General features: G+C 66.8%; 10 protein-coding genes and 1 tRNA gene. 9 read left to right on the top strand and 2 right to left on the bottom strand.

The features are described 5' to 3' along the window. Positions 1–7: 7 nt before the first annotated feature. Positions 8–223, bottom strand: coding sequence for a 30S ribosomal protein S21 (gene rpsU, locus F618_RS0107440; RefSeq protein ID WP_018144550.1), 216 nt, complete (start codon positions 221–223; stop codon positions 8–10). 180 nt (positions 224–403) lie between these two features. Here rpsU and aroB point away from each other — a divergent pair, with 180 nt between their 5' ends. From aroB to F618_RS0107475, 7 genes are all read left to right on the top strand, one after another. Next, positions 404–1,513 carry a 3-dehydroquinate synthase gene (aroB, locus tag F618_RS0107445; RefSeq protein WP_019568194.1) on the top strand — a complete coding sequence of 370 codons (1,110 nt, stop codon included), beginning with the start codon at positions 404–406 and terminating at the stop codon, positions 1,511–1,513. A gap of 4 nt (positions 1,514–1,517) precedes the next feature. Beyond that, entirely contained in the window at positions 1,518–2,687 is a 1,170-nt protein-coding gene (locus F618_RS0107450) for a deoxyguanosinetriphosphate triphosphohydrolase (protein ID WP_019568195.1), read from the top strand. Between the two features lie 11 nt (positions 2,688–2,698). Beyond that, positions 2,699–4,570 carry an SPOR domain-containing protein gene (locus tag F618_RS0107455; protein WP_019568196.1) on the top strand — a complete coding sequence of 624 codons (1,872 nt, stop codon included), beginning with the start codon at positions 2,699–2,701 and terminating at the stop codon, positions 4,568–4,570. A 191-nt stretch (positions 4,571–4,761) separates the two neighbouring features. Further along, positions 4,762–9,228 carry a glutamate synthase large subunit gene (gene gltB, locus F618_RS0107460; protein ID WP_019568197.1) on the top strand — a complete coding sequence of 1,489 codons (4,467 nt, stop codon included), beginning with the start codon at positions 4,762–4,764 and terminating at the stop codon, positions 9,226–9,228. 394 nt (positions 9,229–9,622) lie between these two features. Next, complete coding sequence (gene dnaG / locus F618_RS0107465) at positions 9,623–11,404, top strand: DNA primase (protein WP_019568198.1); 1,782 nt, start codon at positions 9,623–9,625, stop codon at positions 11,402–11,404. A 176-nt stretch (positions 11,405–11,580) separates the two neighbouring features. Then, complete coding sequence (rpoD, locus tag F618_RS0107470; RefSeq protein WP_255349372.1) at positions 11,581–13,530, top strand: RNA polymerase sigma factor RpoD; 1,950 nt, start codon at positions 11,581–11,583, stop codon at positions 13,528–13,530. Between the two features lie 104 nt (positions 13,531–13,634). Further along, positions 13,635–13,711 (top strand) — tRNA-Ile (locus F618_RS0107475). A gap of 242 nt (positions 13,712–13,953) precedes the next feature. Here the strand turns inward: F618_RS0107475 and F618_RS0107480 are convergent. Next, on the bottom strand, positions 13,954–14,382 hold the full coding sequence (locus F618_RS0107480; RefSeq protein WP_019568199.1) for a hypothetical protein: 429 nt from the start codon (positions 14,380–14,382) through the stop codon (positions 13,954–13,956). Between the two features lie 884 nt (positions 14,383–15,266). Between F618_RS0107480 and F618_RS14780 the strand changes: the two genes are divergently transcribed. Both F618_RS14780 and F618_RS0107490 read left to right on the top strand, forming a co-directional pair. Then, positions 15,267–16,079 (top strand): hypothetical protein, encoded by an 813-nt coding sequence (locus tag F618_RS14780; protein ID WP_019568200.1) that lies wholly within the window; start codon positions 15,267–15,269, stop codon positions 16,077–16,079. A 57-nt stretch (positions 16,080–16,136) separates the two neighbouring features. After that, the coding region (locus F618_RS0107490; RefSeq protein WP_019568201.1) for a transposase at positions 16,137–16,355 on the top strand (219 nt) is incomplete at its 3' end.

Genomic DNA, 16,355 nt, shown 5'->3' on the forward strand with positions numbered 1-16,355 from the left:
ACGGGGTTCAGTACAAACGCACCCGACGAGTCATGTCGCGGGAATTCTTCTTCAGCTGACGCTTCACCGCGGCAGCGGCCTTGCGCTTGCGCTCGGTGGTCGGCTTCTCGTAGTACTCACGGCGGCGGACTTCCGCGACCACGCCGGCTTTCTCGCAGGTGCGCTTGAAACGGCGCAGGGCGACCTCGAAGGGCTCGTTCTCACGAATTCGTACGTGCGGCATACAATCTCCGAAACGGATGCAGGATCATCTCGATCAAAAATAACAAAACCGGCCGCCAAACACTCCGGGCGACCATGCAGAACTCCCTATGGTAATCCAACCGGCGCCAATTGCAAAAGTCCGTGAAGCGATCCGCACCATGCGGAATGCCCGGCTTACGCCGCCGTCGGCCCGCACGCTATGATGACGGGCATGGAAAGTCTCAACGTAGAACTGGGCGAACGCGGCTACCCGATCCACATCGGGCCGGGCATGCTGGGCGAACCGGAGCGGCTCCGGCCGGCGCTGCACGGCCGGCGCGTCGCCGTGGTGACCAACACCACGGTCGGGCCGCTGTATGGCGACGCCCTGCGCCGGAACCTCGCCGCCTGCGACATCAGCAGCGACCCGCTATGGATCGAACTGCCCGACGGCGAACAGCACAAGACCCTCGCGACGGTAGAGACCATCCTGACCCGGCTGCTGGAGGCGCGCCTGGATCGCGGCAGCCGCATCGTCGCCCTGGGCGGCGGGGTGGTCGGGGATATCGCCGGGTTTGCCGCCGCGATCTACCAGCGCGGTATCGACTTCGTTCAGGTCCCAACCACCCTGCTCGCCCAGGTCGACTCCTCGGTTGGCGGCAAGACCGGTGTCAATCACCCGCTGGGCAAGAACATGATCGGCGCCTTCCATCAACCACGCGCCGTCGTCATCGACACCGACACGCTGAAGACCCTGCCCCAGCGCGAGCTACAGGCGGGCCTGGCCGAGGTGATCAAGTACGGCCTGATCCGCGACGCCGAGTTCTTCGCCTGGCTGGAGGAACACATCGACGCCCTGCGCGCACTGGAACCCGAGCCACTGGCCTTCGCGATCCGTCGCTCCTGCGCCTGCAAGGCCGAGATCGTCGCCGCCGACGAGCGCGAGGGCGGCATTCGCGCCCTGCTCAACCTGGGCCACACCTTCGGCCACGCGATCGAGGCCGGCATGGGCTACGGCGCCTGGCTGCATGGCGAGGCCGTGGGCACCGGGATGGCCATGGCCGCACGCATGTCCGAACGCATGGGCTGGCTGGATACCGCTGGTCGTGAACGCGCCGAGGCCCTGATCCAGCGCGCCGGCCTGGCCCTGGAACCGCCGGGGGCGGTGACCCCGGACCGCTTCCGCGAGCTGATGGCGATCGACAAGAAGGTGGCCAGCGGCCGCCTGCGCCTGGTACTGCTGCGCGGCATTGGCGAAGCCGTCCTCACCGACGCGTTCGATCAGGACGCCCTGGACAACACCCTGCACGAGCATGCCCGTGTCGCCTGAAACCATGGCCACCCCCAGCGCGGCCGCACCGGGCCTGGCGCCCTACGCCTGCGACCCCGCACGTTCGCGCGGCCGCGCCCAGGCCGAGGCCGCGCCGCGTCACCGCAGCGATTTCCAGCGCGACCGCGACCGCATCGTGCATTCCAGCGCCTTTCGCCGGCTGGAGTACAAGACCCAGGTCTTCATCAGCCACGAGGGCGACCTGTTCCGCAACCGCCTGACCCACTCGCTGGAGGTCGCGCAGATCGGGCGCTCCATCGCGCGCGCCCTGCAGCTGAACGAGGACCTGACCGAGGCCGTCGCGCTGGCGCACGATCTCGGCCACACCCCCTTCGGGCATGCCGGACAGCACGCGCTGAATGCCTGCATGCGCGAGCATGGCGGCTTCGAGCACAATCTGCAGTCGCTGCGCATCGTCGACCTGCTGGAGCGCCACTACGCCGACTTCGACGGCCTCAACCTCACCTACGAGACCCGCGAGGGCATCCTCAAGCACTGCGCACCCGAGAAGGCGCGCCAACTGGGCGAGATCGGGGTGCGCTTCCTGCAGAAGGAACAGCCGAGCCTCGAGGCCCAGCTCGCGAACGTCGCCGACGAGATCGCCTACAACAATCACGACGTCGATGACGGCCTGCGCTCCGGGCTGCTCACCATGGACCGCCTCGCCGAGGTCACCCTGTTCCGCGACTGCCGCGAGACGGTCCAGGCCCGGTACCCGAACCTGGACCCCCGTCGCATCCAGCACGAGACCGTCCGGCGCATGATCGACGCCCTGGTCGGCGACCTGATCGAGACCAGCAAGGCCGCGATCGACCACCAGCGCCCGCAAACCCCCGACGACGTGCGCCGCGCCGGCGAGTCACTGATCCGCTTCAGCCCGCAGATGGCGGAACAGGCGCGCGAGCTCAAGGGCTTCCTGCGCGAAAACCTCTACCATCACCACCAGGTCCACGGGGTAATGCACAAGGCCCGCCAGCTGATCCACGATCTGTTTGCCGCGTTCGAGTCGGAGCCACGCCTGATGCCCGAGCACTACCAGCGGCATGCCGACGAGATGGCCACCCACGACGCGCACGGGCCGCAACGCGCCATCGCCGACTACATCGCCGGCATGACCGACCGCCACGCCATCCGCGAACACCACCGCCTGTTCGACCTGGGCACGCTGACCTGAAAAGGAATTCGATGGCGCTTTCCGAACAATGCCTGGAACACCTCGGCCTGCACGCGCCGCCGTTTGACGACGCGCCCGACGAGACCTTCATCTACAGCGACCCGCTGCTAGATGGCCTGCTCGAGTCCGCGCGGGCTGCCCTGAACGGCCCCGGCGCAGTCGTGCTGATGACCGGCGAGAACGGTTCCGGCCGCAGCCTCCAGCTGATGCGGCTGCTGGCGATGCTGCCCGACCCGTTCGAACTGATCGCCTTCCGTGCGCGCATCAACACCCAGTTCGAGTCGGTGGACAACACCATCCGCAATTACCTGCGCTCGCAGAACGCGGACGATCCCGACCGCCCACTGACCGAACTCCTCGGCGACCGCGTCGCCGAAGGCGTCGACCCGGTTATCGCGATGGATGACGCGCACCTGGTCGGCACCGACATCGTCAACAACCTGATGCGCATGCGCAGCGAGATCCTTGCCAGGCAGGGCCGCGCCCCGCGCATCATCCTGGTCGGTTCCAGTGGGCTACTGCGCCGCCGCCTTTACCTGCCCGACCCCTCCGACGAGGATCAGGTCACTCGCGTCAGCCTGCGCGCGTTCAACCTGGAGCAGACCGCGGCCTACCTGCGCCACCGCCTGCAGGCCGCCGGCCTGGCCGACCCCGATCGCCTGCTGGATGCAGACGCCATCCATCATCTGCAGACCACCAGTCAGGGCCTGCCCGGCAACCTCAACCGCGAAGCCAACAGCCTCCTCGAACGCCAGTGCCGCAGCGAGCGCCGGACCGTCGCCGCAGCCACAGCCGCCGGCAGCACTGCCCCGGGGGTGGCCGCGGGCGAGGCGGCCGAGACAGACACCGACATCGAACCGCAAGACGGGGAGCCCGCGATCACCCCCTCCACCCGCGAGGCCGAGCCGGCGAGCGAAACGCCCCCGGAGACGACGATCCGCGCCAGCCGCGACCCGGACGACGACCGCTTCACCCCGGCGGCCGAGGCTCTTGCCGCGTCCACTCCGCGACCCGACCCGCCGCGCGAGACAGCTCCCGAGGCGCCGCCGGGCGAGCCGGCCGAGCCGGGCGGCATCGACGCCGATCACCGCATCCCGGAGCCGCCGGCGGCGGAGAACGTCGCCTTCTGGAACCAGCGCTGGTTCGTCCCGGCGGTAGCCATCACCGTGGCCCTGGGCATCGCCGCCCCGGTCGCCTGGCAACTGCTGGAGACGGAATCCGCGCCGACCGATAGCGAGATCATCGAACTACCCCTGCCCGAGCCGCGCATCACCGAGGCCGAGCCGGAACCCGCGCCCGAGGGGCCGGCAGCCACCACCGACGACGAGGTCGTCGTGGCCGACCCCCTGGACCTGCCCCCTCCGGCCGAAGCCGAACCGACCGAGCGGGAGACCGCCCCCCAGGACCCGGCCGCGGACGAGCCCGAACCCGAGACGGCGGCGGAACCCGCGGAGACGGCGCCCGCATCCGAACCGCCGGCCGAGCCAGAAACCACTCCGGAGCCGGAGCCTGAACCGGCACCCGAGCCCACGCCCGAGCCGGAACCCGCCACCGAAGAGCCGGCCGCTGAGGATGCCGACGCCGAGCGCCTGCGCAACGACCGCGCCTGGCTGAACGACCAGGACGGAGGCGCCACGACCATCCAGCTGCTGGCCGCGCCGAACATGGGGGCCGCACGGGCCTATGCCGATCAGCACGACCTGGGCGGAATCCGCTATATCCCGACGCGCGTCAACAACCGCGAATTCGTGGTCATCCTGGCCGGGGTCTTCCCCGACCGGGCCGCCGCCCAGCGCGCCGCGGAGGACCTGCCCGCCGCCGTGCGCCGCGACGAACCCTGGATCCGCTCCATCGGCTCGGTCCAGAACGCCGTGCGCGACTGATCCCCACGCTGCTTGGTCACCACGACTTAACCTGCGTCGATGTCGTGCCTTCTTGACCGGCCCCGGTTTGCCGGGAGAATGACGGTTCGGCTATATTCCTGCGCCTTTTTCCGTGTTCTTTTTCCAGGGACGGCCCTGACCAACGTACCGCGCCCGCGTACGGCCCCGCGCGCTGCGACCGGAGTTGACCAATGCGACAGAACCAACTGAACGGCACCCTCTACCGCCCCGAATTCGAGCGCGACAACTGCGGCTTCGGCCTCATTGCGCACATGGACGGCGTAGCCAGCCACTGGGTGGTCGACACCGCGATCAAGGCCCTGGAACGCATGACCCACCGCGGCGCGATCGCCGCCGACGGCAAGACCGGTGACGGCTGCGGGCTCTTGATGAAGACCCCCGAGGCCTTCCTGCGCACCCTCGCCTCCGAGTCGAAGATTGAACTGGCCGAGCGCTTCGCCGCCGGCATCGTGTTCATCAACCCGGCAAAGATCGCCGAAACCCGCGCCGCCGTGGAGAGCGCCATCGAGCGCGGCCCGCTCCGTCTTGCCGGCTGGCGCGAAGTGCCGGTCAATCCGGAAGAGGCCTGCGGCGCCGAGGCAATGAAGAGCCAGCCGCACATCCTGCAGGTGTTCATCAATGCCCCGGCGGAGATGGACGCGGCCGACTTCGAGCGCGCGCTGTTCGTGGTGCGCCGCCGCGCCGAGATCGCGATGGGCGACGACCCGGTGTTCTACGTGCCCAGCCTGTCGGCGCACGTGCTCTCCTACAAGGGCCTGGTGATGCCGGCCAACCTGCCGGTGTTCTACCCGGACCTGAAGCGCCCGGAACTGGAGACCGCGATCTGCGTGTTCCACCAGCGTTTCTCCACCAACACCTTCCCGCAGTGGGGCCTGGCGCAGCCGTTCCGCTTCCTCGCCCACAACGGCGAGATCAACACGGTGCAGGGCAACCGCAACTGGGCGGTCGCGCGCCAGCACAAGTTCGCCACCGAGAAGTTGCCGGAGCTGGCCGAGCTGGAACCGCTGGTGAACCTGGAGGGCTCCGACTCGCAGAGTCTGGACAACATGCTGGAGGTCCTGCTGGCCGGCGGCATGGACCTGTTCCGCGCGATGCGCCTGCTGGTCCCGCCGGCGTGGCAGAACGTCGCGCACATGGACTCCGACCTGCGTGCGTTCTACGAATACAACTCCATGCACATGGAACCCTGGGACGGCCCGGCCGGCATCGTGCTGACCGACGGCCGCTACGCCGCCTGCACCCTGGACCGCAACGGCCTGCGCCCGGCGCGCTACGTGATCACCAAGGATCGCCACATCACCCTGGCCTCGGAGATCGGCGTGTATGACTACGCCCCCGAGGACGTAGTCGCCAAGGGGCGCCTGAAGCCCGGCCAGATGCTCGCCGTGGACACCGAGTCCGGCGAGCTGCTGCAGCCCGAGGACGTCGACCGCATCAACCGCACCCGCCAGCCCTACCGCCAGTGGCTGCGCGCGCACGTGAAGCACCTGAAGAGCCAGCTGGACGACAACCAGCTGTTCTCCGGCGAACCGATGCCGCCCGAGCGCCTGGAGACCTACGAGAAGCTGTTCGACGTGACCTTCGAGGAACGCGACCAGATCCTGCGCGTGCTGGCCGAGGCCGGGCAGGAGGCCGTGGGCTCCATGGGCGACGACACCCCGTTCGCAGTGCTCTCCAGCCACACCCGTTCGCTGTTCGACTACTTCCGCCAGCAGTTCGCCCAGGTGACCAACCCGGCGATCGATCCGCTGCGCGAAAGCATCGTGATGTCACTGGAGACCTGCTTCGGCCGCGAACAGAACCTGTTCGAGGAGACCCCGGACCACGCCCACCGCCTGGTGTCCGACTCCCCAGTGCTGTCTGAGGCCAAGTTCCGCGAGCTGTGCAACCAGACCGAGGACGCCTTCCGCGTCGAGCGCATGGACCTCAACTACGACGTCCATTCCGGCTCGCTGGAGGACGCCGTGAAGGCCCTGACCGAGCACGCGGTCGAGGCCGTGCGCGACGACGGTGCCGTGGTGCTGGTCCTGTCGGATCGCGGCATCGACCCGGAACGCCGCCCGATCCCGGCCGCGCTGGCCGTGGGCGCGGTTCACCATGCCCTGATCGGCGCCAAGCTGCGCACCGACGCCAACATCGTCGCCGAAACCGCCACCGTGCGCGACCCGCACCACTTTGCGGTGCTGCTGGGCTACGGCGCCACCGCGATCTATCCGTACCTGGCCTACTCCGCGCTGCACGGCATGTGCCAGTCCGGCGAGATCCCGAACGCGGACCCGCTGACCCTGGCGCAGAACTATCGCCGCGGCATCAACAAGGGCCTGTTCAAGATCCTGTCCAAGATGGGCATCTCCACCATCGCCAGCTACCGCGGCGCGCAGCTGTTCGAGATCGTCGGCCTGTCCGACGAAATCGTGGAGACCTGCTTCAAGGGCACCACCAGCCGCATCCAGGGCACCCGCTTCGCCGACATTCAGGCGGATCTGGAGACGCTGTCGAAGCGGGCCTGGAACCCGCGCAAGAGCGCCGGCCAGGGCGGTCTGCTGAAATACGTCCACGGCGGCGAGTACCACGCCTACAACCCGGACGTCATCCAGACCCTTCACCGCGCGGTGCAGTCCGGCGACTACGGGATCTACAAGGAATACGCGGACCTGGTGAACGAACGCCCGGTGACCGTGCTGCGCGACCTGCTCAAGGTGCGCGACGACATCGAGCCGATCGAGCTTGACGCGGTCGAGCCCGAGGCCGACATCCTGCCGCGCTTCGATTCCGCCGGCATGAGCCTGGGCGCGCTGTCGCCGGAGGCCCACGAGGCCCTGGCCACCGCGATGAACCGCCTCGGTGGACGCTCCAACTCCGGCGAAGGCGGCGAGGCCGTCTCGCGCTACGGTACCGAGCGCATGTCCAAGATCAAGCAGGTGGCCTCCGGCCGCTTCGGCGTGACCCCGCACTATCTGGTCAACGCCGAAGTCCTGCAGATCAAGGTCGCCCAGGGCGCCAAACCCGGCGAGGGCGGCCAGCTGCCGGGACACAAGGTCAACAAGATGATCGCGGAGCTGCGCTTCTCGAATGCCGGCGTGGCCCTGATCTCGCCGCCGCCGCACCACGACATCTACTCCATCGAGGACCTGGCGCAGCTGATCTTCGACCTCAAGCAGGTCAACCCGGATGCGCTGGTCTCGGTGAAGCTGGTCTCCGAGGCCGGGGTCGGCACCATCGCCGCCGGCGTGGCCAAGGCCTACGCCGACCTGATCACCATCTCTGGCTATGACGGCGGCACTGGCGCCAGCCCGCTGACCTCGGTGAAGTACGCCGGCACCCCGTGGGAGCTGGGCCTGTCCGAGACCCACGCGACCCTGCGCGGCAACGACCTGCGGGACAAGGTACGCCTGCAGACCGACGGTGGCCTGAAGACCGGCCTGGACGTGATCAAGGCGGCCATCCTGGGCGCCGAGAGCTTCGGCTTCGGCACCGGCCCGATGGTCGCGCTGGGCTGCAAGTACCTGCGCATCTGCCACCTGAACAACTGCGCAACGGGTGTGGCCACGCAGGACAAGGTGCTGCGCATGAACCACTTCATCGGGCTACCCGAGATGGTCATGCACTACTTCCAGTTCGTCGCCCGCGAGACCCGCGAATGGATGGCGAAGCTGGGTGTGCGCAGCCTGACCGACCTGATCGGCCGCACCGACCTGCTGGAGATCCTGCCGGGCGAGACGCCCAAGCAGCAGCACCTGGACCTGAACGGCCTGTTGGCCAGCGGCGACCTGGCCGACAAGCCGCGTTTCTGCAAGGCGCCGAAGAACGAACCGTTCGACAAGGGCGAGCTCGCCGAGAAGATGGTCGCGGAGATGCTCGAGGCGATCGAGAGCAAGGCCGGAGGCGAATACCACTTCGACGTGGCCAACACCGACCGCTCGATCGGCGCGCGGCTGTCCGGAGAGATTGCCAAGCGTCACGGCAATCAGGGCATGGCGGACGCCGCGATCACCGTGCGCATGAAGGGCACGGCCGGGCAGAGCTTCGGCGTGTGGAACGCCGGCGGTCTGCACCTGTACCTGGAAGGCGATGCCAATGACTACGTCGGCAAGGGCATGACCGGCGGCAAGCTGGTGATCCGGCCGCCGGAGGGCTCCAGCTTCGCCAGCCAGGACACCACCATCATGGGCAACACCTGCCTGTATGGGGCGACCGGCGGCAAGCTGTTCGCGGCCGGCCAGTGTGGCGAGCGCTTCGGCGTGCGCAACTCCGGCGCGATCGCCGTGGTGGAAGGCATCGGCGACCACGGCTGCGAGTACATGACCGGCGGCGTGATGGTGGTGCTGGGCAATACCGGCATCAACTTCGGCGCGGGCATGACCGGCGGCTTCGCATTCGTGCTGGATCGGGAGAACGACTTCCCGGACCGCATCAACAACGAGCTGATCGACCTGCACCGCCTCGACACCGAGGAGATGGAAGCGCACCGGAACTACCTGGAGGAACTCGTCACGGAATTCGTGCACGAGACCGACAGCGCCTGGGGCCGCGAAATCCTGGAACGCTTCGACGACTACCAGGGCTCGTTCTGGCTGGTGAAACCCAAGGCCTCGGAACTCCGGGGCCTGCTGGCCAACCTGCGCCAGGCCGCCTGACCCGCCGCCATCCGGCAGCACCGCGATTCGGGCCCCTCACGGGGCCCGTTTTGTTTGCCCGCGTAAAAGTCCGTCATTACAGGACCCAACAGGGACCGTGGCAAAGGAGCAGCGCGTAATATCCAGTCCCGCGTCCCGCACCGGAATCGGGGGCCACAGATAACGATTGCTTCGTCGCCTCCGGCTCCTCGCAATGACGCGAGAGCGAAACACCGTCATCGCGAGGAGCGAAGCGACGTGGCGATCTCCACGGGCAACCCCGGCGTCCGCCTTGGAAACCGCCGGGTCTTGCCCCGTCGGCCAAGGCGTGCCGCAATGACGTGTTGCGGCCCGACGCTGGGCTATCATGCGAACCCAACCACCGGCACGACCCCGAGGAACACGCAGCGACCCCATGGCAGGCCTCATCCCACAGGCGTTCATCGACGATCTGCTCGAACGCAGTGACATCGTCGAGATCATTCAGCGCCGCGTCAGCCTGAAGAAGGCCGGGCGCGAGTTCGCGGCCTGCTGCCCGTTCCACGGCGAGAAGACGCCATCGTTCTACGTCTCCCCGCAAAAGCAGTTCTATCACTGCTTCGGCTGCGGGGCGCACGGCACGGCCATCAGCTTCCTGATGGAGTACGAGAACCTGAGCTTTCCCGAGGCGATCGAGCAGCTGGCCGAACAGGCCGGGCTCGAGGTTCCGCGCGAGGCCGGGGATGACGACCGCCGCGAGGCCCATGCCCCGCTGTATGACGCGCTGGACGCGGCCGCCGAATGGTACGTGCAGCAACTGCGCCAGACCCCCAAGGCGGTCGAGTACCTGAAAAACCGTGGCATCGACGGCGCCACCGCGCGCAACTACCAGATCGGCTGGGCCCCGCCTTCGGGGCTGATCGAGGCGCTCAAACCACGTTTCACTCCGCAGCAACTGGTCGATGCCGGCCTGGCCGCGCGCCGCGACGACGGCGGCATCCGCGAGCGCTTCCGCGCGCGCATCATGTTCCCGATCCGCGACCGGCGCGGGCGCATCACCGGCTTCGGCGGGCGCCTGATCGAGGACGGCGAACCGAAATACCTGAACAGTCCGGAGAGCGAGGTCTTCCACAAGGGCCAGGTGATCTATGGCCTGTTCGAGGCGCGCAAGGCCGGCACCCGGCTGGACGACATCGTGGTGGTCGAGGGCTACATGGACGTGGTCGGCCTGGCCCGCGCCGGGTTCCACCGCGCAGTGGCCTGCATGGGTACCGCGCTCACCCGTGCCCACCTGGACAGCCTGTTCCGTCAGGTCTCGCGCATCACATTGTGCTTCGATGGCGATGCCGCCGGCCGCCGCGCCGCCTGGCGCTCCCTGGGCGAGGCGCTGCCCGCGATCCAGGGCCTGCGCGAGGTGCGCGTGCTGTTCCTGCCGGAGGGCGACGACCCGGACAGCCTGGTCCTGCGCGACGGCCTGGCCGGCTGGGAGGAGCGCCTCGCCGGCGCCCTGCCCTTGTCCGAGACCCTGATGCGCCTGCAGCGCGAGGAGCACCCCACCGACACCGCCGAAGGCCGCACCCGCTTCGCCCACGCGGCGATGAAGCTGGTCGCCACCGCCCGCGATCCGCTGTTTCGTGACCAGCTGGTCGAACGCATCGGACAGGAGACGGGGCTCAGCCAGGAGCGACTGGAACAGGTCCTGTCGGAACAGCCACCCCAGCCTGCCCGCAACCCTGAACCGGGCCCGGGTCACGAGCTCCCCGCCACCCCCGGCGGCCGTGCGCCCGCGCGCGGCGAGAGCGCCCCGGCCTTGTGGGGTGCCCTGCTCGCCCGCGTCCTGCAACACCCGGAACTGGACTGGTCACAGCCCGAGTTCCGCCAGGTCGTCGAGCTGCCCGGAGCGGCCGCCGAGACCCTGCGTAATGTCCTCGCGGCCCTGGACGAGAGCCCTGGACGCCACACGGCCGGCCTGCTGGAGCGCTTTCGCGACCAGCGCCACTTTCAGCGACTCATGGCCCTGGCCCACCAGGAGCTCAACGACGGCGAGCCAGCGGTCACCCGCCAGACGGCGCTGGACTGCGCCCGCCAGCTCCTGCGTCAGCACTATCGATTGCGAATTCGTGAACTGACTCGCCCCGGTTCCGAACTCGGAACGGAACAACGCGCCGAGCTCGCCCGTCTTACCCAGCAGTTGCAGCGGTTCGACCTGCCCAAATAGCGCGCCGGGGCTTGAAGCGCCCGGATTCGCCCTCAACATAGCGGTCAAGGATGTCGCCCTAGACCCGGGTCGCGACCCAGCCTTGACCCGAGAATCCATCAGGCCACCGGCAATATAAGAATCTTCTGCTACAATGTAGGATTGATTTTTCTGCGTCCCACTTTCCTTGAGCCGTCTTGCGACGGCTCAAACAAGCACCTCGGAGTACGACCGCAATGAATCGTGAAGAGCAGCAATCCCAGCTCAAGGAACTGATTGCCAAGGGCAAGGAGCAGGGATACCTCACGTATACCGAGGTAAACGATCACCTGCCCGACTCGATCATCGACTCCGACCAGGTCGAGGACATCATTGCGATGATCAACGACATGGGCATCGCGGTGCATGAGCAGGCCCCGGACGCCGACAGCCTTCTGCTGTCCGACGGTTCGGTCTCTGCCGACGACGACGCCGAGGACGCCGTGGCGGCGCTCGCCTCCGCCGACAGCGACTTCGGCCGCACCACCGACCCCGTGCGCATGTACATGCGCGAGATGGGCACGGTCGAACTGTTGACCCGCGAAGGCGAGATACGCATCGCCAAGCGCATCGAAGAGGGCCTGATGCAGGTCCTGTTCGCGCTCGCCCACCATCCGGGCGCGATCGAACGGCTGATCCGTGAATACGACCGGATCGTCGAGAACAATGGCCGCCTGACCGACCTGGTGGTCTCCTTCATCGACCCGAATGATCACGCCAACGGTGAGGCCGTGGCCCGTGGCCTGGTGACACCGGAGCAGGCCCAGAAGGCCCAGGACGAGCAGAAAGCGGCCGCGGCGGCCGCCGCCGAGCAGCAGGCCAGCGCCGAACTGGATGCCATCGTCGACGAGGTGGAAGACGCCGAGGAAGACGAAGAAGCCGCCGAGCCGGTGGACACCGGCCCGGATCCAGAAGAGGCGCGCGAGCGCTTCGAAAAGCTGCGCAAGCTGCACGCCAAGGCGCACAAGGCCTTCGAAAAGGGCAACCGCGAGGCCTACGCTGTAGCGCGCGAGGCCACCGCCAAGTACTTCATGGAGTTCAAGCTGATCCCGCGCATGGTCGACCAGCTGACAACCCAGCTGCACGGCAGCATCGACCACGTCCGCCGCCACGAGCGCCGCATCATGGCGCTGGCCGTCGAGCAGGCCCAGATGCCACGCAAGGCCTTCATCGACAGCTTCCCCAAGAACGAGACCAATCTCGACTGGATCAAGGAAGCCTGCAAGGCCAAGGGCAAGTACACCAACGCCCTGGCCCAGCACGAAGAAGAGATCGTGCGCCTGCAGAAGAAGCTGGCCGAGATCGAGCGCGAGGCCAGCCTGAACATCGCCGAGATCAAGGAGATCAACCGCCGCATGTCCATCGGCGAGGCCAAGGCCCGGCGCGCGAAGAAGGAGATGGTCGAGGCCAACCTGCGCCTGGTGATCTCCATCGCCAAGAAGTACACCAACCGCGGCCTGCAATTCCTCGACCTGATCCAGGAAGGCAACATCGGCCTGATGAAGGCCGTGGACAAGTTCGAATACCGCCGCGGCTACAAGTTCTCGACCTACGCCACCTGGTGGATTCGCCAGGCGATCACCCGCTCCATCGCGGACCAGGCGCGCACCATCCGCATCCCGGTGCACATGATCGAGACGATCAACAAGCTCAACCGCGTCTCCCGCCAGATGCTGCAGGAGATGGGCCGCGAGGCCACCCCGGAAGAGCTGGCCGAGCGCATGGAGATGCCCGAGGACAAGATCCGCAAGGTGCTGAAGATTTCCAAGGAGCCGATCTCCATGGAGACCCCGATCGGCGACGACGAAGACTCGCATCTGGGCGACTTCATCGAGGACGAGAAGGTCGCCTCGCCGTCCGACTCCGCCGCACAGGAGAGCCTTACCGAGGCCACCCGCGAGATCCTGTCCACGCTGACCCCGCGCGAGGCCAAGGTCCTGCGCATGCGCTTCGGTATCGACATGAACACCGACCACACCCTCGAGGAGGTCGGCAAGCAGTTCGACGTCACCCGCGAGCGCATCCGCCAGATCGAGGCCAAGGCCCTGCGCAAGCTGCGCCACCCGACCCGCGCCGAACTGCTGCGCACCTACACCGACGCCGAGTAACCGGCGTCCCGGCCCGGCGGCCGGAACCCGACCTAGCGATGCGGCGCCATCTTCCCCTTGCGGGTAGAATGGCGCCGCAGTCGTTTGTACGCCCCCCCGAATACGGGCCTGTAGCTCAGTTGGTTAGAGCAGGGGACTCATAATCCCTTGGTCGTCGGTTCGAGTCCGACCGGGCCCACCAATCGCTTCGCTCCTGCTGGGCGGATCGGAATATTCCAGTCGCGCGCCTCCCGGCGCACGCCGCTCCGGCCTCGCGAAGCCAGGCTACGCGCCGCTACGCGGCCGGCCTCCACCCAACCGGGCCCACCCCTCCCATCCAAGACTTACGGCACAAGGCCGTCCCTGAAACGAGCCGGCATGCATCCATGCCCATCTGCACGGGCAATCCCTGCTGCGGCGGCGACCCCGCACGGGACGTTGCGCTCAGGGCGCCTCGGCGGTGATGAGGCCGCGCTGGAGGTCGACGGTGATCCGCTGTCCCTCGATGACCGTGGCACTGGCCAGCAGGAAGATCTCCACGAACTCGTTGCGCTCCTCCTCGGGCATCTCCGAGGAGGCACCGGAGGCATTAAAGGTGCCGAACATGGTGTCGTGGGCTCCGGCCGAGTACAGGATCAGTCGCTGCATGGCGGCCTGGTCGTCCGGCGATGGTGCAGCAGTATCCAGGACCGGTTCGCCCAGCTTCTGTTTGATGGTGGAATAGAGATGAAACAGGTATTCCGCCGCGCTTTCGCGCCCGCGCCGATCCTGCAGGGTGAAATCGGCGGAGACCGCCTGGCCACTGCGGGCACGTAGCACGATGTGCTTCGACTCGGGCTGCTCGTCGGCGTACGGATTCAGGATGGTGGCCACGATGTCTCCAGGGCGGAATGGATGAGCCGGGGAGACTACGAGACCCCCTTAGAGATTGCCACGGCGGCCCCGTCAGTCGAGGGGTTATCCATGCGGACGGATACGCGATGAGGGCCAAGTCGCCCCCCGGTCAATGATGCACCGGATCAGCCTCGAGGTTCAGCCAGACCCTGGGGCCGCGCGGGCCCGGGTGCGCACAACATCCGACGGTCGAAACGCGCCCCAGGGCTCCACGCGTCTCCTGCTTCGCCATCCCGGAAACCGCGTAGCAGCTATCCGGAATCTCGGCGGCTGGGGTTGCCCCGACGGGGGGGGGAGATCCCGGCTCTTCGCTTCGCTCCGGCCGGGATGACAGTGCAGAGGCTTGTATGCGTCGAGTTGCGCAGAATTGGGGCGACCATGTTCGGTTGGTCTCGGGCTCAAATGGCCTCGACAGGCAGGCCGCAACGATCTCGATGAGGGGTAGCTACTCGGGCTGCGGGAGAGGCAGATTCACGTGCAGGGGGCACCCATCGGGCCGCCGCAGAGGCATACAACAAGTGCCTGCCGAAGCGATATACCGGGCAAGTAACTGCTTAAACGGCGTAGACCCGCGATTCACGGGGCCCCGGCGCGTTAACGAGGGGGTAACGGGGTGCCTTCCACGGCGTTCATTCATCACTATTCTTGGGCAGAAGGGAGCCCTCCGGACGACAGGGGTTCTGGCACGCGCGGGTCGCCTATGTTCGGCACCGCACGGACCCAGTTCTCGTTCTTCCACTAGATTTTCTCCGTGATCAGGTTCCCGGCGGACAACCCCAGTCGCCGCCTGACCGTTCCCGGCGCCCGCAACCCTTGCAGGACACCGACCCGGTCACCCCGCCCATCGATGGAGAAACAAACCCATGACGCTTGAATACGGAAAGTTCCGACTCCTGGTACCAGCCCTGCTGGCGGCGTCAATCGGCCTGATTGGCTGCGGTGGTGGTGGCGATGGCGGGGGCGGGGGCGGCAACGCGCCTGCCACCGGGATCACAGTGGTGCCGGAGCGTTTCGACTTCGGGGTCATTACGGAAGGCAACCTGGACCAAGTACTCCCTCGGAAGTTCATTATCCGCAACGAGGGAACAACATCCTCCAACATTGGGTACATAATGTGGGATCAGTTTGAGGCCGACCAGTTTTCCCTGCTGGACCACTTGGGTGGCAATAACGCCTGCGCACCAACCCCATTTGCCCTCGCCCCCGGTGAAAGCTGCACCGTTGAGGTCGAATTCAATCCAGATGAAATCGGCGAGTTCAAGACCGCTTTGTTCGTGCAGAACGATGCCCCCAACGTCGCCACGGTCGGGGGCACCCTGGCCAGGGTGGAAGGCACCTACGCAGAAGTGGATGAGATCCACGTCACCGTCAACCAGGTCCATGCCTGCGCCGTTAATGGCCCTCAAGCCTTTGTGTCCGTCACCGACCAAGAGAGATTCCCGATTCGGAACCTGCACAAGGAGAATTTCATTCTTGAAGGGCTCGACCCAATATACGTCCGACAGGTCGGCGAAAATGACGCCTACATCCCGCTATCTCTAAGCATTGCGATGGACTACAGCGGCAGCATCACCGACTTCCCCGAAGTTGTAGACAACATGGAGGCGGGCGCGACGTTGCTGGTGAACGAGATGAAAGCCAACGATAACGCGGATATCATTGTCGCCTTCCCGTAAATTCGGTCCATTGAAAACTGGAGGTCTCCGGGCACACTAGAGCCAAAGGAGGCCGAGATGCGCAAGAGTCGGTTTACGGAAAGCCAGATTGTTCAGACGCTGAAGCAGGTCGAAGGCGGCCGGAAGGTGAAGGACGTCTGTCGGGAGATCGGGGTCTCTGAGGCGACCTACTACCAGTGGAAGTCGAAGTACGGTGGCATGGAGGCTGCGGACGTCCGACGGCTGAAGGAGCTGGAGGACGAGAACAACCGGCTCAAACGGATGTATGCCGAGCTG

This window comes from Thioalkalivibrio sp. ALMg13-2, assembly GCF_000381185.1.
Lineage (GTDB): Bacteria > Pseudomonadota > Gammaproteobacteria > Ectothiorhodospirales > Ectothiorhodospiraceae > Thioalkalivibrio > Thioalkalivibrio versutus.